Genomic DNA, 21,660 nt, shown 5'->3' with positions numbered 1-21,660 from the left:
TAAGCTAAATGTATGAAGTTTGTATGCTTTTTATGCAAATTTTTATAACAATTGTTGCATCTGCTATAGCTAAATCTTATGTGGCCGCATGTCATGAGGTTAGCTTGACCAGGACATGGTCAAGATTTGTTAAGTACAGTCTAGACGAAAATTTACAAAAAACCATCCAGATATTCAGCCGCGCCAACATGCTTTTTTGGCTTGCTTAAAAGGCATGTTAAACGGGCCTTGGTCGTCAGGACTGTGTCTTGTTTAGCAAGTAGAGCAGTATGGCTTTTTGCACAGGCAAGAGTAAGTTTTTTTGCTGATAACCTGTAAAACCTGCGTAGCTGACCGGGTCAAGGGCGATTTCTTTGCCTATGGAAAATGGCGGCGTTGGCAAAAACTTTGGACTACCCATTTGCTCAAGGTGTGCGGTTGTCAATGACCATTCTGCATTGTCATAAGTGCCAGGCCAGCCATCAGTGATGACAATATCGAAGCTGGAAGAAATCGATGAGGTATAGCTGACGTGAGGCTTTTCTTCATGAAAAGCAGCTTCACATATCTGGGTAATCTGAAACTCCATCACTGACGCCAGTTCATGCCAGGACAGCATGACATTGCTGGGCGGCCCCCACAGACATATTCGCGCTTGCCTTATTGGAGCGATTTGCTGGTTCACATAATAAGCATCCGTCAACACCTCACAAGGATGTCCCAGGCTGGACAGCGCATTGATGACAGGGCGGCGGCTATCACTGGCAAACTGCGCGAGGCGCTCGTGATTGCGTTCACGTATGACATAGACATCGTAAAAGTCATCCAGGTAAGCCGCAAGGTCAGTTGTTCTTTCTGCCGTCTTGAGCAAATTGGGCAGTTCAATAAAACTCAAGCCCAGTTCCTGAAATGCCTGTATGAAACTGGTGCGGGTCCGTATACCATTTCCTTCAAAAGACCAGGCGACTCTTCCCTGGATTTGCATATCGGCTTGCCCGACCATGTCCCAGATATTGGTGATATCGTTCGCGGATAGATCAGAGATCTGAATCAGGTTCATACAATATTGCCTTGCGAAAAAGCCGGTGCTGTTGCCAGTTCAAGCTGCGTCAGGAAAAACATGGCCTGCTCGCGATTCTCACCACACATATCAAACGAAGGCTGCAAGCCTGCACAAACTGCTGGCCGGTCTGGACGTCCAAAAATTTTACAAGCCAAATGTTCGTCGAGTTGTATGCAAGGCACACCTGCGGGTTTGCCGTTGGGCATACCAGGTATGGCACTGCTGATGGACGGTGCTATGCAGCAGGCGGCGCAACGGGGGCGGCAGGAAAAAGAAGTACTCATGTACGCATTTTAATGGATGCGGATGTTGTCGCGCCAGCATAAAAAAGCATCAAGAAATTTACCAGGCAGGCGGGAGGTATTAAATGCACAAGCTCCCGCCTGCTTTTTATACAATTTACTGCATCACTATTTCAAATATCAACCACTGACATTCATGCGCTGTGTATGTGTCCACTGATGATCATAGTCGGACACGGCAGAGCCATAGGTTCTGTAAGTTTTGCCTTCGCCTGGCCATGGGTTCATGATGTAGATGTAGTTGCTGCCGTTATACACTTCATAGCCTGTGCCGACCATGATATGGCCGCCGCCATTGGTCCAGCCATAGCGGATGACAAAGGGGCGGTTGGCATTGATGTCATTGACCACCGTGTTCCATGACGATGCATAGCTATAGGCAGTATTTGACACCCCCCAATGTGCCAGGATGTTTTGCACGCTGCCGCCGCTGCCGTACATGGAGTTAGGCTGGTTGGCGTTGCTGTTCCAGTTAAAATTGGTATTGCCACAGGCGTAATTCAGGCCATAAGCCCAGTTCACGATCTGGCACTGGCTGGGATTTTGATTGTAGAAGCTCAGCAATGCCTTGCTGCTGCCTGCCCAGCACCACTGGCTATGCTCTTGCGTGACCAGCGGCACATTCAATGCACGGTATTGCGCATAAACGCTGGGTATGCCCAGCATTGCTCCCAAGACGAATATGAGCTTTAACAGATTTTTTTTCATGATATCTCCGTATTTATTGTAGGTATATTCAGATGGTTGCTGGTTTAGCGGAAGCTGTCGATATTGCGTTTGACACTGACACGCAAAGGTTCAAGAATGTCGCTTTGTTCCAGCAAGCCATTGTTGGCAGATTGTGTGCCAAGTTTTTCACTGCGCTGTTGCAGCAGCAAAGTCTGACGTGCTGAATGCAGGGGGGCAAAGCGGGCACGTGCATCGGTAGGCGAAACTACTTCCAGAAAATCCGACATGGCTTGATAGACACGGATAAAGCGCAAGTTGGAGCGTGTGCTATTGCCGTGTACGGCAATAGCTGCATCGACGTCCTTGGCCAGCACTGCGCCACCATACGAAGTTACACCCCAGCGCCCGTTGTTTTGCCGCAGTGTTGCCAGACCTATCGGTGTGTCATTGAGGGTGATGACAAAGCGCCATTCGCCGGTTGCTTTTGCCATGCTGCGCAAATCACCACGGCCATTCATGACATCTTGCGGCGGCAGGCTATAGACTGGAAAACCATAGCCTATCTTGGCATCCTTGAGGTCTTGCACATCATTGACTTCGAGCGGGAATTCAGGCGGCAAAGTGCCGCCGCGACGCTGCACATTGAACTGCACAAACTCGGCAAAATCGCGTTGCGCAGCAGCACTGACCAGACGTGCCTGATCAGTTGTTCCACCAATATCGCTGGTCACATTTTGTGCCAATAGTGAAGGGCTGGCGACAGCACAACTGATACTGAGTATCAAAGCGGCCAGGGTGGATTTTTTGAATCTTGAAACAGGGTGAAAATGCATGATGATTTACTCCTTGGTTAAATTTAGACAATAGCTCGCCCATTCAAGCGGACTGGGCGGCTTGAAACACGGCATGGCTGGGCATGCCGGACAACATTCCCGCGCAAACGGGAATAGGGGATCAGCTTATAGAGCGGTTCAGAACTCTATAACCAGAATTTTTATTAGAAAGAACTTGAGCTGGTCAGCGTCAATAATGAATGTGACTACACTGCGGTCGTATATCGTGTGAGAGAAAAAGACTTGTGGTGATACTGAGATCATCTTTGTAGTTAGGGACATCATGGCTGGCTGCGTGCTGAGTATCGCGCATGCTGTTGAACACGGTTTTGCAATCAGTGTAGAACCCGGTTTTATAGATGGACAGCGCGCAGGCGGCCGCCATCGCGGTGACAGTGTCACCGTTCAAATGGATGAATTTCATGGTATGCAGACTCCAGACGTCAAAGGGATGTCCGTGCGCAGTTACGCAACGGATACCCCCTCTGTCCTGGACCTGAGAGATTTCGCCTGCGCCTGCTGGTAAGGTCGCAATGCTTGCTCCTTCGGTGTGCCTGGCGACGTAGTCAGGCAGCTCTTCAGAGTTGGCGGAACTCATTTCATAAATAATAATGAGGTGCGCTTGATTCATAAGGCTGTCAGCCTTATGAATCAAACCCTTCGGGAACTGGTGATTTGGGCGCATTGCTGTGTTGTATTGCTTGCCAAGGCATGAGCCTTGGCCGCACACCACGCCTTGCACTGCATCCCAAATCGCCTTGTTCGCACCCACCCTTATTCATGAAATGAGTTCCAATGATAACGGTCCCTTTTGCCTGAGAGTTTCCGGGGCGGTTGCTCCTTCGGCGCTGTCCTTATTTGACAGTCTCTCCCGATATCATTTTTTTCGTAATGTGCTCAACCTGTTGTACAAGTTGTAGAAATGAGCATAGTGCACACATTACTCATTTGCAAATCATTTTTGATGTCAAATGGTTTATTTTTCTGTTTTCATGGAATCTGTGATTTGTATCCCACATGAGTATCTGCGTTTGGCTTTTACTTGACTGTCAGGCTATGATTGCTGAATATTTCAATCACCTCACCATCCATGACTCAGCAATTGACTGGCAAATCCCGATTAAAAGAATGTTCAATTTTGCGTGAACTCAGCCTGGCCTGTGCAATGGCATTGGGCTTTTCTGCCATGCACGTCCATGCACAAATCAAACCCGCCGCGCAGGATGCTGTCAATGACAAAGTGAAGGAAAGCGCCTGGCTGTCTGATCCTGCATTGACACAGTTGGTGCAAAAAATGGTGGAAAGCCGTTTCATGCCTTATAAGGTGGTGGGGCAAAAAAGTGACAAGGACATGCTCAGCTATAAAGCCTACTTCCATCCCTTCCCCAAGGATATGGAGAGATTTTATTCTTACTGGGGCATGACGGCAGAATGGTATATCGCCCGCAAAAACAGCATGGTGCAAGAGGGCTATCAAGAAATCTGGCACCAGTCTTTTCGCGATGCTGGAAATACCGAATTGCATCAGGCTGTGTGGATGAAGCGATCAACAGAAAATCCTGAACTGCAAAAACTGGGCAGCAATTATGCTGATGAAGAACATGAGCAAAACATCCTGGTTGGCATGCTGTGGCGCGGCGAATTCAAAAAACTCGATATTGCACTGGATAGCGCGTTTGCACAAAACAAGGCTGGCAGGCTGAAGTCAAATACCCTGTATAAGCGTTTTGGCACTTTGTCGCGGTTGGACAAAGATTTTCAAAAGCAGTTTGACGTCTGGGTAAAATCCAGCATGTATGGCTATGCTTATCTGGCACGCGGCATGTTCTTGCAGCAGCAGGCATGGGACGCTCGTGGTGATAAACTGGCCGCCGAAACCAGTAAAAAACAGTTTGCTGATTTTCATAAATTATCCAGCGTGGCAAGGGTAGACCTCACCAAAGCCAATGAAAAAATCAAGTCTTGCGCTATCTGCGCAGGTGAATTGATAGTCAATAACAGGGCACTTGGCATTAAGGAAGGTGACAACGCCTTGCTGAAAAACGCGCTGCAATATGACCCCAAATTGTATTCGCCAGTGTATGCCTATCTGAGCAAATTGCTGCCTCAATGGGGCGGTTCTTTTTCTGAGATGGAGACTTTCATCGGCAACATCAGAAAGACCACGGGTGATGAAATACTGGTGGATGAATTGAAATCACGCCTCTGTTATTACCAGGGCATCGCCATTTACCGCGAAGACCAGGAAGGTGCACGCATCTGGTTTGAACGTGGCCTGACCAGCCAGCCCTATCAATTGCTGGTGAATGAACTGGCCCTGCTATATGCCAAAAAGAACAACCACAAACAAGCCATCGTCTTGCTGGAAAAGAGCATGGCCAACGGTAATGAGTGGGACATCTACACCCTGGAAGCCCTGGCGCAGTCTTACTTTGCCCTGGGTATGCAGGCCAAGGGTGACAAGCTCATCGCCAAACGGGATGAGGCTGTAAGGCGGTTCAAGAATGGGGAGTAGAGCGCTTTTGTAGATAGAACCTGAGGATGGAGACTTCTGCCTCCCCAGGGAAAGATTTGTGGCACAAAGCCAGGTTTTATGAACCCCGCAAATCTGCCATCAAAAAAATTTTCCCGCCCTCCAAACAACCGCCACCGCGCAGCTATCAGTTAAAATCTACATTGCTCCATCCAGAAGAATTTCTCCAGTGCAATTAACCCGGCGTTTCACTCTCCTACCCGCTTACACAGCACTCATGTTATGCCTGTGCATGCTGGTGGCCTGCGCACGCAATGAGTCGGTGCAAACGCTGGAGCAGCGTGACCTCATGCGCCTGGTGTTCAAGGGCTGGGATATCAATGACGACAAGGACATCATCAGGGCACCACAGTTAAAGGCCGAGTTGCCAGCCTCTGTTCCCACGACGACCCAACTGGCATTGCGCATGCATGCCTTGCATGTACAAAAACTCGATGCAGATACTGCGGTCTTGCTGGTCAAGGGTGAACCATTGGCATCGGGTTTGCCTAACCTGATTGCCGCTTACTGGTTCAAGCGCCGTGCCGAAGCATGGTCACTGACCAATCGTCAGGATGTGGTTGAATGGCTGGCAGCCAATGGGCGTATCAGCAAGACCAGCATGGTGGAATTATTCCCCGGTGACTTTGCTATGGCAATAGAACATAGCCATGTAGAAAAAAACGAAGTGCATGTATGGCTGCGCTTGTTGCGCATAGAAGCAGACAAGATCAGCCCCATGCTTGATAAGGACAAGGATGTGGATCTCGTCAAACATGTGGAGAGCGGCCCGGAATGCGAAAACATGATGCGCCCAGGTAAAGGCAAGCATCCGCGCCTGCACCTGCATGAAAATGAACAAGACCCACCACATTGCTATGACTACCTGGCCAGGTGGGAGCTGGCCCCCGGCATCGCCGCACCAGGCCCGCTCATCGTCGAATTTGCAGGCAAGACTTACGGTTACCGCCAGGTCAGCCGCATGACCGACAGTGCAGGTGAACGCACCAACAGCTATGACTTCGTCATCACCGCACAAAAGGGCAAGAAGAAGCTGGTGTTTGATGCCGATACGCAGAAGTATGTCGTGGTGAATGACAAGCCGGTCAAAGCCAAATAGGCGCAGTGAATCGCAGTGAAATCTATGGGCGACCTGCGGCTACCCAGGTAATCAACTCATCGAGCGCGCCTTTCGCCTTGACGGCCTCATCATGATTGATCATCGCTGCCACTATCCATTGCTGGTCATTGATGTCCCGCACATAGCCTGCAATAGCCACCACATCTTTCAAGGTGCCGGTCTTGATGCGGGCGCGCAATTCTGCCGGACCACCTTTGAGGCGACGGCGCATGGTGCCGTCCATGGATGCGACCGGCAGGCTGCTGGCAAATTCTGCATACCAGTTACTACGTGCAGCCGCCTGCAATAAACCAGCCATTTGTTGCGGGCTGATACGCTCCACGCGTGACAGGCCAGAACCATTTTCCAGCACCAGCCCGGCATCATTGATGCCCTGCCTGAACAACCATTGCCGGATGCGTGCGTCCGCTGCCTGCAAATTGCTCATGCCCTGTTTGTTGGCAGACTCTGCGCCCAAAGTCAGGTACAGCATGCGCGCCATGACATTGTCAGACTGCTTGTTGATGATGCGCAGGATATCGGCCAGCGGTTCGGACTGGCGCTCAGCCAATACCATGGCCGAGGCAGGTGTCTTACCATCGCGCACTTCACCCTGCCAGGTGCCGCCCATTTCTTGCCATAGTGCGCGTATCAGGTGCGCGAGATACTGGTTGCGGTCAAGGATATTGATATTGTTCATGATCTTGCAACGCTTGGGGAAACCGCCACTGAGTGTAATCTCCAGGCCAGCTTTGGTGGTCTGGCGTACAGGCTTTTTGCTGGCTGGCGCATTCGGGTTATCTGTCTCGGGATCATCTGCCATATTGTTGACCATCTCGATGACAGGCGGCTGCCATTCCGTTTCCCAGGCAGAGCAGGGCAGTTCATTGAAGTGCAGGTGATTGACGATCTTGACCTTGTCCAGCGGCGTGTTAAGGCGTGCCTCGATTTTGTCCGATGTTGATTCAAGGGCGATGCTGCTCAGGTTGCTGTTGACCAGCAGTGCATCGGGTATGACGTTGTAATAAGCATCGGGGAATTCATCGAATTGTGGCGCACCGATATCTGGCCGCTCAGGCTGGAAATAACTGCGGTCAAGAATGATGTCGCCACGCAGGCGGCGCAAACCTTGCTGGCGCAGATTGCGCAACATGCCGCCCAGTTTTTCTATGGTCAGGTTGGGCTCTCCACCACCGCGTATGTACAGGTTGCCAGCGTAGATATCTTTCTTGTTGCTCTTGTCGGCCAGTATCTGTGTCTTCCAGCGAAAGGTCGGCCCCAGTTCTTCCAGCCCTACGATAGTCGTCACCAACTTCATGGCAGATGCCGGGTTCATGGGCCGGTCTGCCGCCTGCATCAACACTGGTTGGCCGCCACTGGCAGGCATGACAATTGCGCTGAATGCCTGGACTGGCACATTGGTCCTGTTGAACACTGCTTCTACTGAGGACGGTAGATTGGCTTGTGCGAATGCAAAAGCAGGTAACAAGGGTAAAACGAATAACAGGCTGGCAGGAGATAGGCGCATAAGTTCAGATTTGATCGTGGCAGACAACATTGTAGAGCAGGCAAGAAAGGGAAACAGGAAAGCGTTCTTTTTGCGCAATGAAATTTTGTCTGCGCCGCATATCTTCTGGTTATTTGCCCACCTTGATCTACACTGCTAAAGACAAAAACCAGGCATTAATGTTGATTGAAACTCAAGAAAGCGGCTTTGCCAGTACATATATTGCTTAATCAACATTCAATTAATACTGGGTTACAGCAGCAAATACGACATAAGCCCTTGATTTCCTTTATAATTTCGCCCTTTCCCTGTCACCGGCCATCGTCATGAGCTTGCTTGCCAACCAGACCGAACTTTTATCGCCTGCCAAAACTGTAGAGATAGGCCGCGAAGCGATCTTGCATGGTGCTGATGCCGTGTACATCGGCGGACCTTCGTTTGGTGCGCGGCACAATGCCAGTAATGAAATCAGTGAGATAGCCAGCCTGGTGGAATTTGCCCACCGTTATCATGCGCGCATCTTCGTGACCATGAACACCATCCTGCATGATTCTGAACTGGAACCGGCAAGGAAGCAGATACGTCAATTGTATGAGGCAGGTGTTGATGCCCTCATTGTGCAAGACATGGGCATACTGGAACTCGACATCCCGCCTATCCAGCTGCATGCCAGCACACAGTGCGATATCCGTGGCGTGGAAAAAGCCAAGTTCCTTGGCGATGTCGGCTTCTCACAATTGGTACTGGCGCGTGAACTGACGATCAAACAGATACAGGCCATCAAGGCGCAAGTTGCCACGCCGCTTGAATATTTCGTCCATGGTGCATTGTGCGTAGCCTTCTCTGGCCAATGCTATATCTCGCATGCCGATAATGGCCGCAGCGCCAATCGTGGTGATTGCTCGCAAGCCTGCCGCTTGCCTTATACCCTCAGCGATGGCGAGGGCAGGATAGTCGCCTATGAAAAACATCTGCTGTCGATGAAAGACAATGACCAGAGCCGCAACCTCGAAGCCTTGCTTGATGCTGGCGTACAGTCATTGAAGATAGAAGGCCGCTACAAGGACATGGGCTATGTCAAGAACATCACCGCCCATTACCGTTTATTGCTTGATGAAATTCTGGAACGCAGGCCAGAATTTACACGCGCTTCCAGCGGCAATAGTCAGGTGTCATTCAGCCCCAATGTGGACAAGAACTTCCACCGTGGTCATACCGATTATTTCGCCAATGGCCGTCTTGAAGACATAGGTGCGTTCGATTCCCCCAAATATGTAGGCCTGCACCTCGGTTATGTCACCCGTCTGGCCGCCAACTTCTTTGAGATCGAAGCCAATGAACCCATGTCGAATGGTGATGGCCTCAACTACATGGTCAAACGCGACGTTGCAGGCATACAAGCCAACACGGTAGAGCGCGTAGGTGCATCAGAAAACGGTGAAATCTGGCGCGTCTTCCCGAATGAAAAAATGGCAGAACTGACAGGTTTGAAAGTCGGTACCCTGATCAACCGCAACCGCGATCACCGCTGGGAACATGCACTGACCAAGAAATCTGCTGAGCGCCGCATTCCTGTCTATATGACTTTGACAGAACAGGCTGATGGCTTGCTGCTGAAGATGACCGACGAAGACGGCGTGACTTCTGAAGTCAGCACCCAACTCGCACTGGAACCAGCTCAAAACCGAGACAAGGCAGAAGCGGGCCTGCGCGATAACCTCGCCAAACTAGGTAACACCATGTTTGAGGCAGCCCAGGTCAATCTCGATTTGCAACAACCATGGTTTGTACCATCCTCCGTCATCAACGCCCTGCGTCGTGATGCGGTGGCTGCGCATGAAGTCGCACGTAGCGCAGCATGGCAGCGTCCTGAGCGTACACCGGCAGTCGAACCGCCAGTCGCCTATCCAGAAACTACGCTCAGCTATCTCGCCAATGTGTACAACCACAAGGCCCGCAGCTTCTATGAAAAACACGCAGTACAACTGATCGCTGCGGCCTACGAATCGCATGAGGAACCGGGCGAAGTCTCGCTGATGATCACCAAGCACTGCCTGCGTTTCTCCTTCAACCTCTGCCCCAAACAGGCCAAGGGTGTGCAAGGTGTGCAAGGCCAGGTCAAGGCCGAACCCATGACCCTGGTCACAGGCGAAGAAAAATACACATTGAAATTCGACTGCAAACCGTGTGAGATGCATATCATCGGCGCAATGAAAAAACACATACTGCAAGCAGCACCACCATCATCTGTGCAATACAGTACGGTGACTTTTCATAAGAACAGGCCGCAGACGGTGTGATGTTTTAATGGATGGAAATCGCAGGCTCAAAAAGTGGAAATGCTTTTTGGGCCTTTCTTGTATTGTGGGTCAGAGTTCGTGAAGATTCTGGTGAATGGCTTATCGCATCAATGTGATAATCTGGAACCAGTTTTTTGACGTCATCTTTTGTCGTCACTTTTTTGCCACTTAAGGAGAGGATACTGTGCTTATTAAATTCAAGTTGAAAAGCCTGGTTTGCGCATGTCTGACAGTCAGCATGCTACAGCCAGCATTTTCTGCAGAGACTTGTCCGCGCCGGGACGAGTCATTTCCGGTCTCGGTTACCGTCTTTGATGGTACGCCCGAAGAACTTGCAAGTCTGGTGCCCGAAGAGAGTGGGAAGCGTTCAGGCTACTGGATATTGGGCTCTGTATACGATCAAAAGCGCTCTGTTACGGTACTCTGCAAGTACGCTGATGGGCATGTTGAACGGGTTGATCTCAAGCAAAGGGTCAGCAAATGCAACTATCAAATCAATAAAAAAAATCAGTTTAGTATTCAATGTAAGTAAATGCTGCCATGGCTGGTGATTTTTCACGAGACCAGGTTGCAGACGGTATGATGTAATCCAGATCAAATTTGCCGGGCCATATTCATACGAATTGACTTGACTGGAGAGTGGGACAGCTTCCTGCAAAATTGCAAAGCACACTAGTGTCATGCTTACTAAAAGCTAGATGGTAATTGTATGTTATCGGACAACGAAATGTTGGAGGATTACCGCAATAATAATCTGATGTGCCGTTCTAGCAATAAGATATCACTTACCTCCCATATAAGGTTTGCTGAAAAGGATAAAGTTCCTCAGTTATCTGTCTTCGTTACAATCCACAGTTGTATGACATCCTATAACAATGTATAGTTTTAGATATATTTAACTGGCATTGGTATTGCGCCACTCAGATGGCTGCATGCCATGCCGAAAAAACTATACAAATTGGGGACAAGATGGACGCGCAAGCATTGATATTGGACAGGCAAAATAGCCAGACACGTACAGGAACCCGCTGGGGTATCTTGCTGATTTTATTTATTGTAACGACCATTAACTATGCTGATCGTGCCTCTATCTCCATTGCCGGGCCAGAGTTAAGCAAGAGCCTTGGTCTGTCCACGGTGCAGATGGGATTTATTTTTTCGGCGTTTGCCTGGTCTTATGTACTGGCGCAAATTCCTGGTGGATGGCTGCTCGACAGATATGGTTCCAAAGGGACTTATTTCTTCAGCATCTTCCTGTGGTCGCTGTTTACCATGCTCATGGGCCTGGTGGGCTTTTTATCAGGGGCGATGGCGATTGCCGTGCTGTTTGCGCTGCGCCTGCTGGTTGGTGCTGCAGAGGCACCATCCTTTCCGGGTAACAGCCGCATCGCTTCTGCCTGGTTCCCTGTCAGTGAGCGTGGGTTGGCGGCGGCGATCTTCAATTCTGCGCAATATTTTGCGACCGTGATTTTTGCGCCCTTCATGGGCTGGATAGTTCATCAATGGGGATGGCCTAGCGTATTTTATGTCATGGGCTCTCTGGGCATCATGATGTCTGTCGTCTGGAAATTCAAACTGCACGACCCGCAAACGCATCCGCGTATCAATGCTGCAGAACTCCAGTATTTAAAAGACGGTGGGGCATTGATTGATCTTGAGACTGCACATCAGGTCAAAAAAACAGAGCAACTTGATACAAGGTCCATCATCAAACAATTGCTGTCCAACCGTATGCTGCTCGGCGTGTACATCGGCCAATATTGCATCAATACATTGACGTATTTTTTCCTGACCTGGTTCCCGGTGTACCTGGTAACAGAGAGGCATATGACCATTCTCAAAGCGGGCTTCGTCGCTGCCGTACCCGCGATAGCAGGCTTCATTGGCGGGGTACTTGGCGGTATCATTTCTGACCGCATGATCAAGTCCGGCATCTCATTATCCAAAGCCAGAAAAACACCTATCGTCATCGGCCTGCTCATGGCGATGAGCATGATCTTCTGCAATTACATCACGACAGATGCCTTGGTCATTGCCACCATGTCACTGGCATTCTTTGGTAAAGGCATTGGTGCCCTGGGTTGGGCTGTGGTATCTGACACTGCACCAAAAGAAGCCGGTGGTTTGAGTGGAGCACTGTTCAATACTTTTGGTAATGTCGCTGGCATTACCACGCCTATCGTCATTGGCTATATCCTGCAAGCCACAGGCTCATTTGCAGGTGCACTGGTTTTTGTGGCTGCCAATGCTGCCATCGCTATTTTTTGCTATGTGTTTATTGTTGGTGATATCAAGCGTATGGAATTTATTCCTGCCAAAGGTTGAATAAAAATAACAGAAATCCTGGTCAGCAAACAGTGAAATGCATAACCCAGACAAACCTGGGCTATATGTCGACGACAAGCTGGTTGGTAGATAAGTCCGGCTATTTCGCCTTTGCGCCTGTCTGTGGCATCGCTGGCGAGCGCTTGCGCAATACCAGCATGCCGGTAAGCCCAGCAGCAATCAGGGCACCGGAGATGAATTCTGCCTGCGTCGCATGGATGCCAAGGATATCGAATACAGGATTGATGCGGATTTTTTCTATCAACAAACGTTCTACGCCAGCCAGCAACATATACATGGAAAACAACCACCCAGCCTGGAAAGGATTTTTCCTGAAAGCCCATAACAAGACAAAGCAAGCCATGCTCATCAAAACTTCATACAAGGGCGTGGGATAGACACCCGGTGCTGCAATGATGGCACCGACGATATTGTTATCATAGGTTTGCGCCCATGTCCACAGCGGCAGCCAGTCTGGTTTGAGTGCCAGGTTTGCCACGCTGCCCCAGTCACCATCACCAGACACCTGGCAACCGATGCGGCCTATGGCATAGCCCAGCATCATCGTTGGTGCTGCAGCATCAAGGGTGGGGCGCAAGGCCAATTGCCACCGTCTGACACAGTACAGGCCAGCCAGTGTACCTGCGATCAACCCGCCAAAAATACTCAGGCCAGACGTAGTGAATATCATTGCCCATGGGCTGGCCATAAATTCGTCGGTATGTTCAAGTATATGAAATAGTCTCGCACCAGCGATACCAGCCAGCATGACCACAAAGCTGAGATCGGCGACGATTTCTTGTGGCGGCACTTCTATAAAAGTACTGACTCCCTTTTCATTCTTGCTCTTCATTCTGGCATTACTGATTTGCCCATTACTGTGCTTGCGCTGCAGTTCACGCTTGAGCGCGTATGCAGCAACCAGCATGGCGATAGCAACGAAGAGGCCAAACATGGGCATAGGCAATGGCAGGGAAATGCCAAACAGACTGTGTACTACATCTGTCAAATAGGGAAAGGCCATGTGCGTCTTTATTCAAAAGATAATTTTTTATCTTAACATGGGGTACCTCACCACATATTTCGATCTTGATTTTCACGTGAGGGTCGTGGATAGCCGCAGCTAATTCCCCTTCGATTTTCTCGGCACGAATTGATAACTATTATCGAAGCCATACAGATTATCCTTGTACATGCCCGTCATTTTCTTCACCAGGTGTTTTTGCACTGAGGCAGGCAAGGCGAAGAAGTTCCCGGTCGCTGTCGTCTCGCGTTCGCCATCCAGATTACCCGTGATGGCACGTATGACGACTTTGCTACCCTTATAAAACATGATGATCTTGATGCGCCCTGAAAAAGCATCATGATCTATCTTTGCCTCATCCTTGTTATAAAAGCGATAGACCAGGATGGGTTCCATGTTACCGTCATTATCGATGTCGCTGATTTCTGTCAGCTTGCTCCAGAATTCCATGCCTGCTTCATCAGCATTGACCTTGTCGCGTATGCTGGCAATACTGCTCAGGGACTTGTCAGCCTCTATCTTCAGCAGGTGCGCTTCCACAGCGCTGGACAGTTTTTCTTCACCTTGCTTCACGTCCTGCTTTTCAGTCAGATAAAGTACGTAGTTGCCAGACTGGTCGCCATAGCAGTAATGCTTGAACACTGGCAGGAGTATGCCGGACTTTTTCAATGTATCTGACTGCAGCAGGCGCTCATCAGTGCAGATGGTTTTGCTATCCTTGCCCTGGCCAAAGGCGAGGGCCGGTAGCAAAGCAAGCAGGGGGAGTAGATATTTCATGGCAGCGTTTGGCGTTTTTGCACGCCTTATTGATTCTTTGATCAGGGCGCTTAGCTTAGCAAGAAAATCCTGTAACACCTGTATTACTTTGTTGCTGCGGCAGTTTTTGCCGGTGCCCCGTTTGCCAGCCTTGCTGTTCACCAAACCAGGGGCATGACAAATGTCATGAAATACTGCTTACAGCCGCTACTTATGCACCTGACTTTGCTTCCCTATACTAGTGGACTGTAACAGTGGAATCGAGAGTGAAGGGCATGTGCCCGGCGCATCAGGGCAAGACGCAAAACGCAGCGATAGTGGGGCTATCGCGAGTATTTGCAACGCAGCCATGATCGTCGCGCACATGACAGGCAGTCCGATTTCCACTGTTACAGTCCACTATCGTCTCCATCAACCAAGCAAGGGAATTCATCATGTCCGATATACTGTCTTACTCTCAAATCGTTCCCCTCGGTGCATTTGCTGTTGCCATCGCTTACTCGGTCTGCCATGCCTGGATCAAGACCAGCCAGCATGAAACTGACATGCAAAGCCGCAGCATGGAACATCAGGAAAAGATGAAAGCCATGGAACTCGAAATCGCCCGCAACCAGGCCGCAGCGGCGGACAGAAAAAGCCAGTTAGCCTGACCAGAATCTTATGCCAGTGATCAACTGCGTGCGATATGAACTTAAGCATGAACATCGCACGCTCGTTGAAATTCAAACCCCTGCCTTCTATCTTGCTTCATCATCTATCACGTATGCCCGCTGTGCAGCAATCTCAGAATTCAACGCAAGTTGATGAAATGGATTCTGGGAATTTTTAAGCTCAATTCAAGCGCAACTCAAATCCAGCGCAAGCAAAACCCCGGCTATCTCAGTGTCGCAACGATGCCGATTTTGCATCCTTATTTTTCATGGCCATATTGTCAATCTCAAAAAAGTGAGCATCAACATCTGACGCCGGTCCAGCCCGTCAAATCTCAATTGCGCCTCTATCACTGAAGCGTGAAATCTTGTTTCATGACATTGCAAGACAGCAATTGTCCGCTACTATAGTTTTAACTTTGCTTGCGCACGCCATTGTTACTTTGGCTTCGCGGTATGGTACTGACCAGTACCAATTCGAAATTCATGTTGTACAGAGAGGTATTCAATGAAAAATTTTTCGATCTCTTCCCGCCTGATTGCCACCTTCAGCCTGATGCTGGCTTTGCTCTTGCTTGTCTCTGGCGCGTCTTATTTCAAGATGTCGGCGATGAGTGAAGCAACTAATGAAATCACCACAGACTGGCTACCCAGTGTTGAAGTAGCCAACCGCATTGACACCCAAATTGCTAATTTGCGCATGCTTGAATTCAGGCATGTCCTCAATAACGATGATGCAGCGCTTGATGTGCTCGACAAGCGGATTGCAGTAATGCTGGCAGTGCTGGACAAAGAAAATCAGTCCTATGTCAAACTGATCAGTAGCGAAACGGAAAAAAAGTTATATACCGGTTTTGCAGAAAACTGGGCTAAATACCTGAAAGTTCATGAGCAAGTAGTTGCCCATTCAAGAAAAAAAGAAAATGATGAGGCCAAGACATTACTGGAAGGTGAGGGTAAGAAATTTTATGATGCTGCCAGCGAATCACTCGAAAAATTAGTTGAGCTTAATCATGCTGGTGCAATGGAATCATCCAAATTGGCAGAGGCATCATTTTCTGCAGCAAGATTGACACTGTCCGTCGTCACTCTGTTCGCTATTTTACTCACCGTAGTTAGTGCCTATATTATCATCCGCGCTATTACCCAACCACTGCTAGTCGCAAGAGGGGCGGCTGAAAGGCTCGCCAATGGGGATTTGAGTGAGAAGATTATCGTCGATTCCAATAATGAAATTGGTCGTGTTTTGCAAGCGATGCAAAGCATGCAAGAGAGCCTTGCCAGCATCGTCAGTCAGGTGCGTACTGGTGCTGATACCATCGCCGGTGCCTCGACAGAAATCGCCACGGGCAATCTTGATTTGTCTTCCCGCACAGAGCAACAGGCAGGTTCACTGGAAGAAACCGCATCTTCCATGGAAGAGCTGACTTCCACCGTCAAGCACAACGGCGACAATGCTCGCCAGGCTAATCAACTTGCAGTGTCGGCAGCAGATGTTGCCACCAAAGGTGGACAAGTGGTGTCGCAAGTGGTGGACACCATGGGCAAGATCAATGAGTCATCCAAAAAAATTGTGGACATTATCAGCGTGATTGACGGCATCGCCTTTCAAACCAATATCCTCGCGCTTAATGCTGCTGTAGAAGCAGCGCGTGCAGGTGAGCAGGGGCGCGGGTTTGCCGTGGTCGCTTCCGAGGTGCGTAATCTTGCACAACGCTCCGCCAGCGCAGCCAAAGAAATCAAGGATCTCATCAATGATTCGGTAGAAAAAGTTGGTATCGGCACCCGCCTGGTCGATGAGGCTGGGGCCACCATGGCCCAGGTAGTCTCCAGCATCAACAGCGTGACCGACATCATGGGCGAGTTGACTGCAGCGGGGCGCGAACAGGAAGCAGGCATCGAACAAATCAACCGCGCTGTGACCGAGATGGACGCCGTTACCCAACAAAATGCAGCGTTAGTTGAAGAGGCAGCGGCGGCAGCAGAATCACTGCGCGATCAGGCCGGTGGCCTGGTGCAACTGGTCAGTACCTTCAAGCTGGATAGCGCGCATACAGTTGCCGTGACTACAGTGCGTAAAACGGGCGGTAATACAATGTCTGGCAGCGCCAATAAGAGCGTGCGCGCCTTAAGCAATGTTAAAAAGCAGGTGATTGTAAAAAAAGCTGACCCAGCGCCAGTGAAACAAAATGCATCTTCAGCAAGCAAAGACGATTGGGAAGAGTTCTGATTCACTGACGCTCTCATTTGCGTTCGTTTTTTATTGCAGCAAATCTTGCAGTGTGCGGGCAATCACTTTGGTTGCCCGCCTCAAGTCTTCCAGGTTCAAACGTTCATCTGCCCGTTTCGCATGGGACTCCAGCACAGTACGCGGCCCTGCACCATAGATAACACCCGGTATGCCCACTTCCGAGAACAGACGCACGTCGGTATAGAGCGGCGTACCCAGAGCAGGAATCGCTTCACCAAACACAGCCCCGCCATGTTTTTGTATTGCTTCTACCAAAGGCGTATTACCCGGCAATGGGCGCATGGAATTTGCCAGCAAGAGGCGTTTTACATCAACGCTAATGCCGGGCAACTCAGCGGCGGTATCGCTGATGAGCTTGCGTAAAGTCGCTTCGACTTCTGCCGGGTTTTCTTCCGGTATCATGCGGCGGTCGAGCTTGAATGTCACGCGGCCTGGGATGACATTGGTGTTGGTGCCGCCTTCTATCGTGCCCACATTCAGGTAAGGATGGGTGATGCCTTCTACCTTCGATGTGACTTGTTTGTAGAGCGTGTTTTGTACATACAGGGCATTCAATATCTTCACCGCAGCCTGCAAGGCATCGACGCCAGAGTCAGGGATAGCTGCGTGCGCCATCTTGCCGTGCACGGTCACTTCCATTTGCAGGCAACCATTATGGGCCGTGATGACCTGGTAAGAAAAACCGGCGGCAATCATCAGGTCAGGCTTGATCAATTCATGCTTGAGCATCCAGCCCGGGCCGACTTCGCCACCGAATTCTTCATCATAAGTAAACAGCAATTCCAGCGTGCCAGCCTTTGGTTTGGCAACTGCTTCCAGTGCACGCAGGGCAAAAGTGTAAGTCGAGAAATCACATTTGCTGACAGCTGTGGCACGACCATAGATATTGCCGTTTTCTATTTCACCGCCGTAAGGGTTCTTGGTCCAGCCTTCACCCGGTGGCACCACGTCACCATGGGCATTCAGCAGCACCGTCTTGCCAGGGCCATACTGGCGGCGCACCAGCAGGTTGGTAATGCTTTGCAGGCCTGCGTCTTTGACTTCGCTATCTGGCACAGCATGCTTTTCTGCGCTGATACCCATGTCTTGCAAAAGATCTGCTGTGCGTTCTGCATGCGGTGCATTATTGCCGGGCGGTGTATCGGTCGGTACGCGTACCAGTTCTTGCAGGAATTTGACTTGCTCGTCAAAGTGGCTGTCTATCCAGGCGTCGAGTTGTTCGTAGTTATTCATGGTGGAGAGCTTTCATGGTGAGTGTTGAGTGTGGTTGGGCGTCTTATGCTTGACGCCTCGATTGAAAGTGTTCAACAAAATGGGCGAAGGCTTGCGCGGCGAGTGCGGCATCTTCTGCCGTCATGATTTCATCCGGGTGATGGCTGATGCCGCCATTGCCGCAGCGTACAAACAGCATGGCAACGTCACAGATGGCAGCCATCGCCATGGCATCGTGCCCTGCACCTGAGGGCAGGTGACGTAAGGGTACATCACAGTCAGTAATGGAATTGGCCAGTTGCTGTTGCAGCCATGGCGCACAAGGCACGCTAGCAGCTTCATGGGTTCTACGCAGATTGAAATGCACCTTGCGGCGTGCTGCGATGCGCTCGATTTGTGCCAGCACATCGGCCACGGCCTGCTCGCGTACTGCGTCCTGCTCAGCACGTATGTCTATCGAAAATACTGCCTTGCCAGGCACTACATTGGCAGCGCCATTTGGTACGTTAAATTGTCCAACCGTGCCAACCAGGCCGGGTATGCCCTGGCAGCGCTGTTCTATATACAGGCCGGTTTCTGCTGCTGCCATGGCGGCATCGCGGCGCATGCCCATAGGGGCGGTGCCTGCATGGCCTGCCAGGCCTTCCACCTCCACCATATAACGGGTAGCACCGGAGATTGCCGTGACCACGCCCAGCGCCAGGCTTTCATTCAGCAAGACCGGCCCTTGTTCTATATGGACTTCGACAAAGCCCAGCACGCTGGCCGGATTATAAGCGGCCTTGGCCAGCCCGGCTGGGTGAAAGCCAGAAGCCGTCATCACTTCACGCATGCTCGCGCCGCTGTCATCCAGATTATCCAGCACAGCCATGTCGAACGTGCCTGCGGCGGCGCGGCTGCCTAGCAAGGTAGCTTTGAAGCGCACACCTTCTTCTTCTGCAAAGCCGATGACCTCTATCGCGAACGGAAAGCGTTTGCCCGCCGCATGCCATTGTTCTACACAGGCCAGCGGCAGCAAGATACCGAGGTTGCCGTCATATTTACCCGCATTGCGCACCGTATCAAAATGCGAGCCGGTTAGCAGGGCGGGGGCATCGGGTTCCAGGCCTTCATAACGGCCTATGACATTGCCTGCCATGTCGCGCCGCACGTTCATACCGACAGCGCACATCCATTCAGCCAGTTGGGTGGCGGCGCTGTGGTGCGCCGGGGTCAGGTAGCTGCGCGTCAACATGCCGGGTGTTTCGGTATGTTGCGCTAAAACCTCAGCCCTGTTCATGATTTGCGAGCCACAACTCGCGTAGGAATGCATCTTGCTCGACATGCTGGTCTCCTCCTTGTCAGGTGTTTTATTGAACACTTCATAGTGGCGTGCGGCTCTCATGGTTTCTGCTGTGAAACAAACTGCATTTGCTTGCCAGGGTGTCCGCTGTTTTTGCCTGTTTTTTTGGATTCTACTATTGAATTCATTTATTGCATACAATAATTGGATGCAGTATATTTGATTTCAGATCACTTCCTGAAAAGCTGGCTTGATGGTGAGGTCTGCAAGAATTTTCGTATATTTATCAATGAGTTGGAGTGAGGTTTGAGTTAAGTCACATCAAGTAGTGCTAACCAGTCAATCAGGAGGTAATCGTGCAGCGTATCTATAAATCACTTTTTGGCCAGGTGCTTATTGCCCTGGCAGCCGGGATACTGATAGGGGTCTTGTACCCCAGTTTTGGCGTCAGCCTCAAACCCATAGGCGATGGCTTTATCAAACTGATCAAGATGATCATTCCCATGATCGTTTTTTGTGTTGTTGTCCATGGCATTTATGGTGCAGGCGAGCTCAAGAAAGTGGGGCGTGTCGGCCTCAAGGCCCTGATCTACTTTGAAGTGGTGACCACCATTGCCCTGGTACTGGGTCTGGCGCTGGCATTCATCTTCCACCCTGGCGAGGGCATGAACATCGTCCCAGCCTCGCTCGATGCCAGCACTCTTAGCACCTATGTCGATAATGCCAATAAGGTCAAAAGCGCAGGCTTTGCCGAATTTGTCATGAAGATCATCCCGACCACCGTGGTAAGTGCATTTACCTCGGGCGATGTGCTGCAGGTCTTGCTGTTTTCGCTGATCTTTGGTTGCGCCCTGTCACTGGTAGGTGAAAAAGCCCGCCCCATTGCCGACGCAATCAGCAGCCTGTCTGAAGTGTTTTTCAAGTGCATGTCCTTCATCATCAAGCTCGCACCTTTGGGCGTGTTTGGTGCAATTGCCTTCACCGTGGGCAAATATGGGGTGGGGTCTTTGAAGCAACTGGGTTTGCTGGTGATTTTGTTTTACGCCGCCGTCATCATCTTTGTGTTTGGCATACTCGGTGCGATATTGAAAGTCGCTGGTTTCAATATCTTCAAATTCATCAAATACCTGCGTGAAGAATTGCTGGTAGTGCTGGCAACAGCATCGTCTGACTCGGTCTTGCCACAAGTGATGAAAAAGCTTGAATACATGGGCATCAAGGACACCACCGTTGGCCTGGTGATACCAACCGGTTATTCCTTCAACCTCGACGCATTTTCTATCTACCTGACGCTGGCCGCCGTATTCATCGCCCAGGCTACCAATACCCCGCTGGCGTTTTCTGATTTGCTGGCGATACTGGCGATTGCACTGGTCACCTCCAAGGGTGCGCATGGCGTACCTGGCTCGGCGATAGTCATTTTGGCTGCCACCTTATCTGCCATACCGGCTATACCAGTAGTGGGACTGGTGCTGGTCTTGTCAGTCGATTGGTTCATCGGCATCGCCCGCGCCCTCGGTAACCTGATCGGTAACTGTGTCGCTACCGTGGTTGTCGCCGCATGGGAGAAAGATATAGACAGAAGCCGCGCCCACGCAGTGTTGAATGGCGATACAGCTGCGATTGCCAGTTATGATCTGGCGAACAGCAAGGCCGAGCTGGCAGCCGGATGAGGTAATGACGTGAAAGTGATCAGTATGTGACAAAAATAACGCCCAAAGGCCAAAATCTTCGGGCGTTATGCTTTTAGTGGACTGCAGCAGTGAAAAGCGAAGTGCCTGCCATGCGCGCGCCGACCATGGCGGCGTTGCAAATACTCGCGATAGCCCCGCTATCGCTGTGTTCATTTGTTCCACCCTTGCCTTGCCCTGGTAC

The 21,660-nt window shown here is 50.5% G+C and carries 18 protein-coding genes and 2 riboswitches; of the genes, 8 read left to right on the top strand and 10 right to left on the bottom strand.

Annotated features, from left to right (window positions below; genetic code table 11):
* Positions 1–235 precede the first annotated feature (235 nt).
* From ACO0LD_RS03960 to ACO0LD_RS03940, 5 genes are all read right to left on the bottom strand, one after another.
* Complete coding sequence (locus ACO0LD_RS03960; protein WP_423003910.1) at positions 236–1,039, bottom strand: ornithine carbamoyltransferase; 804 nt, start codon at positions 1,037–1,039, stop codon at positions 236–238.
* Complete coding sequence (locus ACO0LD_RS03955) at positions 1,036–1,326, bottom strand: YkgJ family cysteine cluster protein (protein WP_423003908.1); 291 nt, start codon at positions 1,324–1,326, stop codon at positions 1,036–1,038. Before ACO0LD_RS03955 ends, ACO0LD_RS03960 begins: the two co-directional genes overlap by 4 nt.
* 138 nt (positions 1,327–1,464) lie before the next feature.
* On the bottom strand, positions 1,465–2,052 hold the full coding sequence (locus tag ACO0LD_RS03950) for a C39 family peptidase (RefSeq protein ID WP_423003906.1): 588 nt from the start codon (positions 2,050–2,052) through the stop codon (positions 1,465–1,467).
* Between the two features lie 44 nt (positions 2,053–2,096).
* Positions 2,097–2,846 (bottom strand): hypothetical protein, encoded by a 750-nt coding sequence (locus ACO0LD_RS03945; RefSeq protein WP_423003904.1) that lies wholly within the window; start codon positions 2,844–2,846, stop codon positions 2,097–2,099.
* A gap of 190 nt (positions 2,847–3,036) precedes the next feature.
* Entirely contained in the window at positions 3,037–3,270 is a 234-nt protein-coding gene (locus ACO0LD_RS03940; RefSeq protein WP_423003902.1) for a hypothetical protein, read from the bottom strand.
* A gap of 51 nt (positions 3,271–3,321) precedes the next feature.
* A riboswitch (glycine riboswitch) is annotated at positions 3,322–3,438 on the bottom strand.
* A 200-nt stretch (positions 3,439–3,638) separates the two neighbouring features.
* Positions 3,639–3,730, bottom strand: a riboswitch (glycine riboswitch).
* Positions 3,731–3,906: 176 nt separating this feature from the next.
* On the opposite strand from ACO0LD_RS03940, the gene ACO0LD_RS03935 reads away from it, so the two are divergent.
* Positions 3,907–5,361, top strand: coding sequence for a tetratricopeptide repeat protein (locus ACO0LD_RS03935; RefSeq protein ID WP_423003900.1), 1,455 nt, complete (start codon positions 3,907–3,909; stop codon positions 5,359–5,361).
* Positions 5,362–5,548: 187 nt separating this feature from the next.
* Positions 5,549–6,478, top strand: a complete 930-nt coding sequence (locus ACO0LD_RS03930; protein ID WP_423003898.1) for a hypothetical protein — start codon at positions 5,549–5,551, stop codon at positions 6,476–6,478.
* A gap of 22 nt (positions 6,479–6,500) precedes the next feature.
* Here the strand turns inward: ACO0LD_RS03930 and dacB are convergent, their stop codons facing one another.
* The gene (gene dacB, locus ACO0LD_RS03925; RefSeq protein WP_423003896.1) at positions 6,501–8,006 is read right to left on the bottom strand and encodes a D-alanyl-D-alanine carboxypeptidase/D-alanyl-D-alanine endopeptidase; all 1,506 of its coding nucleotides are present in this window, start codon (positions 8,004–8,006) and stop codon (positions 6,501–6,503) included.
* Positions 8,007–8,311: 305 nt separating this feature from the next.
* Here dacB and ACO0LD_RS03920 point away from each other — a divergent pair, with 305 nt between their 5' ends.
* From ACO0LD_RS03920 to ACO0LD_RS03910, 3 genes are all read left to right on the top strand, one after another.
* Positions 8,312–10,285 carry a peptidase U32 family protein gene (locus tag ACO0LD_RS03920; protein WP_423003894.1) on the top strand — a complete coding sequence of 658 codons (1,974 nt, stop codon included), beginning with the start codon at positions 8,312–8,314 and terminating at the stop codon, positions 10,283–10,285.
* A 238-nt stretch (positions 10,286–10,523) separates the two neighbouring features.
* Positions 10,524–10,817, top strand: a complete 294-nt coding sequence (locus tag ACO0LD_RS03915; protein ID WP_423004083.1) for an STY0301 family protein — start codon at positions 10,524–10,526, stop codon at positions 10,815–10,817.
* 437 nt (positions 10,818–11,254) lie between these two features.
* On the top strand, positions 11,255–12,610 hold the full coding sequence (locus ACO0LD_RS03910; RefSeq protein ID WP_423003892.1) for an MFS transporter: 1,356 nt from the start codon (positions 11,255–11,257) through the stop codon (positions 12,608–12,610).
* A gap of 100 nt (positions 12,611–12,710) precedes the next feature.
* On the opposite strand, the gene ACO0LD_RS03905 is transcribed toward ACO0LD_RS03910, so the two are convergent.
* Positions 12,711–13,634, bottom strand: coding sequence for a prolipoprotein diacylglyceryl transferase (locus tag ACO0LD_RS03905; RefSeq protein ID WP_423003890.1), 924 nt, complete (start codon positions 13,632–13,634; stop codon positions 12,711–12,713).
* A 99-nt stretch (positions 13,635–13,733) separates the two neighbouring features.
* Positions 13,734–14,411, bottom strand: coding sequence for a M949_RS01915 family surface polysaccharide biosynthesis protein (locus ACO0LD_RS03900; RefSeq protein WP_423003888.1), 678 nt, complete (start codon positions 14,409–14,411; stop codon positions 13,734–13,736).
* Between the two features lie 413 nt (positions 14,412–14,824).
* Between ACO0LD_RS03900 and ACO0LD_RS03895 the strand changes: the two genes are divergently transcribed.
* Together ACO0LD_RS03895 and ACO0LD_RS03890 are read left to right on the top strand one after the other, a co-directional pair.
* Positions 14,825–15,040, top strand: a complete 216-nt coding sequence (locus ACO0LD_RS03895) for a hypothetical protein (RefSeq protein WP_423003886.1) — start codon at positions 14,825–14,827, stop codon at positions 15,038–15,040.
* Positions 15,041–15,548: 508 nt separating this feature from the next.
* Positions 15,549–17,270 carry a methyl-accepting chemotaxis protein gene (locus ACO0LD_RS03890; RefSeq protein WP_423003884.1) on the top strand — a complete coding sequence of 574 codons (1,722 nt, stop codon included), beginning with the start codon at positions 15,549–15,551 and terminating at the stop codon, positions 17,268–17,270.
* A gap of 30 nt (positions 17,271–17,300) precedes the next feature.
* Here the strand turns inward: ACO0LD_RS03890 and ACO0LD_RS03885 are convergent, their stop codons facing one another.
* Together ACO0LD_RS03885 and ACO0LD_RS03880 are read right to left on the bottom strand one after the other, a co-directional pair.
* A complete protein-coding gene (locus ACO0LD_RS03885) occupies positions 17,301–18,524 on the bottom strand; it encodes a M20 family metallopeptidase (RefSeq protein ID WP_423003882.1) in 1,224 nt (407 codons plus the stop codon).
* 43 nt (positions 18,525–18,567) lie between these two features.
* Positions 18,568–19,827 (bottom strand): allantoate amidohydrolase, encoded by a 1,260-nt coding sequence (locus ACO0LD_RS03880; RefSeq protein ID WP_423004082.1) that lies wholly within the window; start codon positions 19,825–19,827, stop codon positions 18,568–18,570.
* A gap of 314 nt (positions 19,828–20,141) precedes the next feature.
* On the opposite strand from ACO0LD_RS03880, the gene ACO0LD_RS03875 reads away from it, so the two are divergent.
* A complete protein-coding gene (locus ACO0LD_RS03875; RefSeq protein ID WP_423003880.1) occupies positions 20,142–21,458 on the top strand; it encodes a C4-dicarboxylate transporter DctA in 1,317 nt (438 codons plus the stop codon).
* The last annotated feature ends 202 nt before the right edge of the window (positions 21,459–21,660 follow it).

The sequence above is a fragment of the Undibacterium sp. Ji83W genome, assembly GCF_049340385.1.
GTDB lineage: Bacteria > Pseudomonadota > Gammaproteobacteria > Burkholderiales > Burkholderiaceae_D > Undibacterium.
The sequence above is the reverse complement of the archived record's forward strand: the minus strand, read 5'-3'. Positions and strand labels throughout refer to the sequence as shown.

Bases quoted from the DNA above. Each gene is read 5' to 3' on its own strand.
- ACO0LD_RS03960 (WP_423003910.1), bottom strand. From the start codon at position 1,039: ATGAACCTGATTCAGATCTCTGATCTATCCGCGAACGATATCACCAAT.
- ACO0LD_RS03955 (WP_423003908.1), bottom strand. From the start codon at position 1,326: ATGAGTACTTCTTTTTCCTGCCGCCCCCGTTGCGCCGCCTGCTGCATA.
- ACO0LD_RS03950 (WP_423003906.1), bottom strand. From the start codon at position 2,052: ATGAAAAAAAATCTGTTAAAGCTCATATTCGTCTTGGGAGCAATGCTG.
- ACO0LD_RS03945 (WP_423003904.1), bottom strand. From the start codon at position 2,846: ATGCATTTTCACCCTGTTTCAAGATTCAAAAAATCCACCCTGGCCGCT.
- ACO0LD_RS03940 (WP_423003902.1), bottom strand. From the start codon at position 3,270: ATGAAATTCATCCATTTGAACGGTGACACTGTCACCGCGATGGCGGCC.
- dacB (WP_423003896.1), bottom strand. From the start codon at position 8,006: ATGCGCCTATCTCCTGCCAGCCTGTTATTCGTTTTACCCTTGTTACCT.
- ACO0LD_RS03920 (WP_423003894.1), top strand. From the start codon at position 8,312: ATGAGCTTGCTTGCCAACCAGACCGAACTTTTATCGCCTGCCAAAACT.
- ACO0LD_RS03915 (WP_423004083.1), top strand. From the start codon at position 10,524: ATGCTACAGCCAGCATTTTCTGCAGAGACTTGTCCGCGCCGGGACGAG.
- ACO0LD_RS03910 (WP_423003892.1), top strand. From the start codon at position 11,255: ATGGACGCGCAAGCATTGATATTGGACAGGCAAAATAGCCAGACACGT.
- ACO0LD_RS03905 (WP_423003890.1), bottom strand. From the start codon at position 13,634: ATGGCCTTTCCCTATTTGACAGATGTAGTACACAGTCTGTTTGGCATT.
- ACO0LD_RS03900 (WP_423003888.1), bottom strand. From the start codon at position 14,411: ATGAAATATCTACTCCCCCTGCTTGCTTTGCTACCGGCCCTCGCCTTT.
- ACO0LD_RS03895 (WP_423003886.1), top strand. From the start codon at position 14,825: ATGTCCGATATACTGTCTTACTCTCAAATCGTTCCCCTCGGTGCATTT.
- ACO0LD_RS03890 (WP_423003884.1), top strand. From the start codon at position 15,549: ATGAAAAATTTTTCGATCTCTTCCCGCCTGATTGCCACCTTCAGCCTG.
- ACO0LD_RS03885 (WP_423003882.1), bottom strand. From the start codon at position 18,524: ATGAATAACTACGAACAACTCGACGCCTGGATAGACAGCCACTTTGAC.
- ACO0LD_RS03880 (WP_423004082.1), bottom strand. From the start codon at position 19,827: ATGTCGAGCAAGATGCATTCCTACGCGAGTTGTGGCTCGCAAATCATG.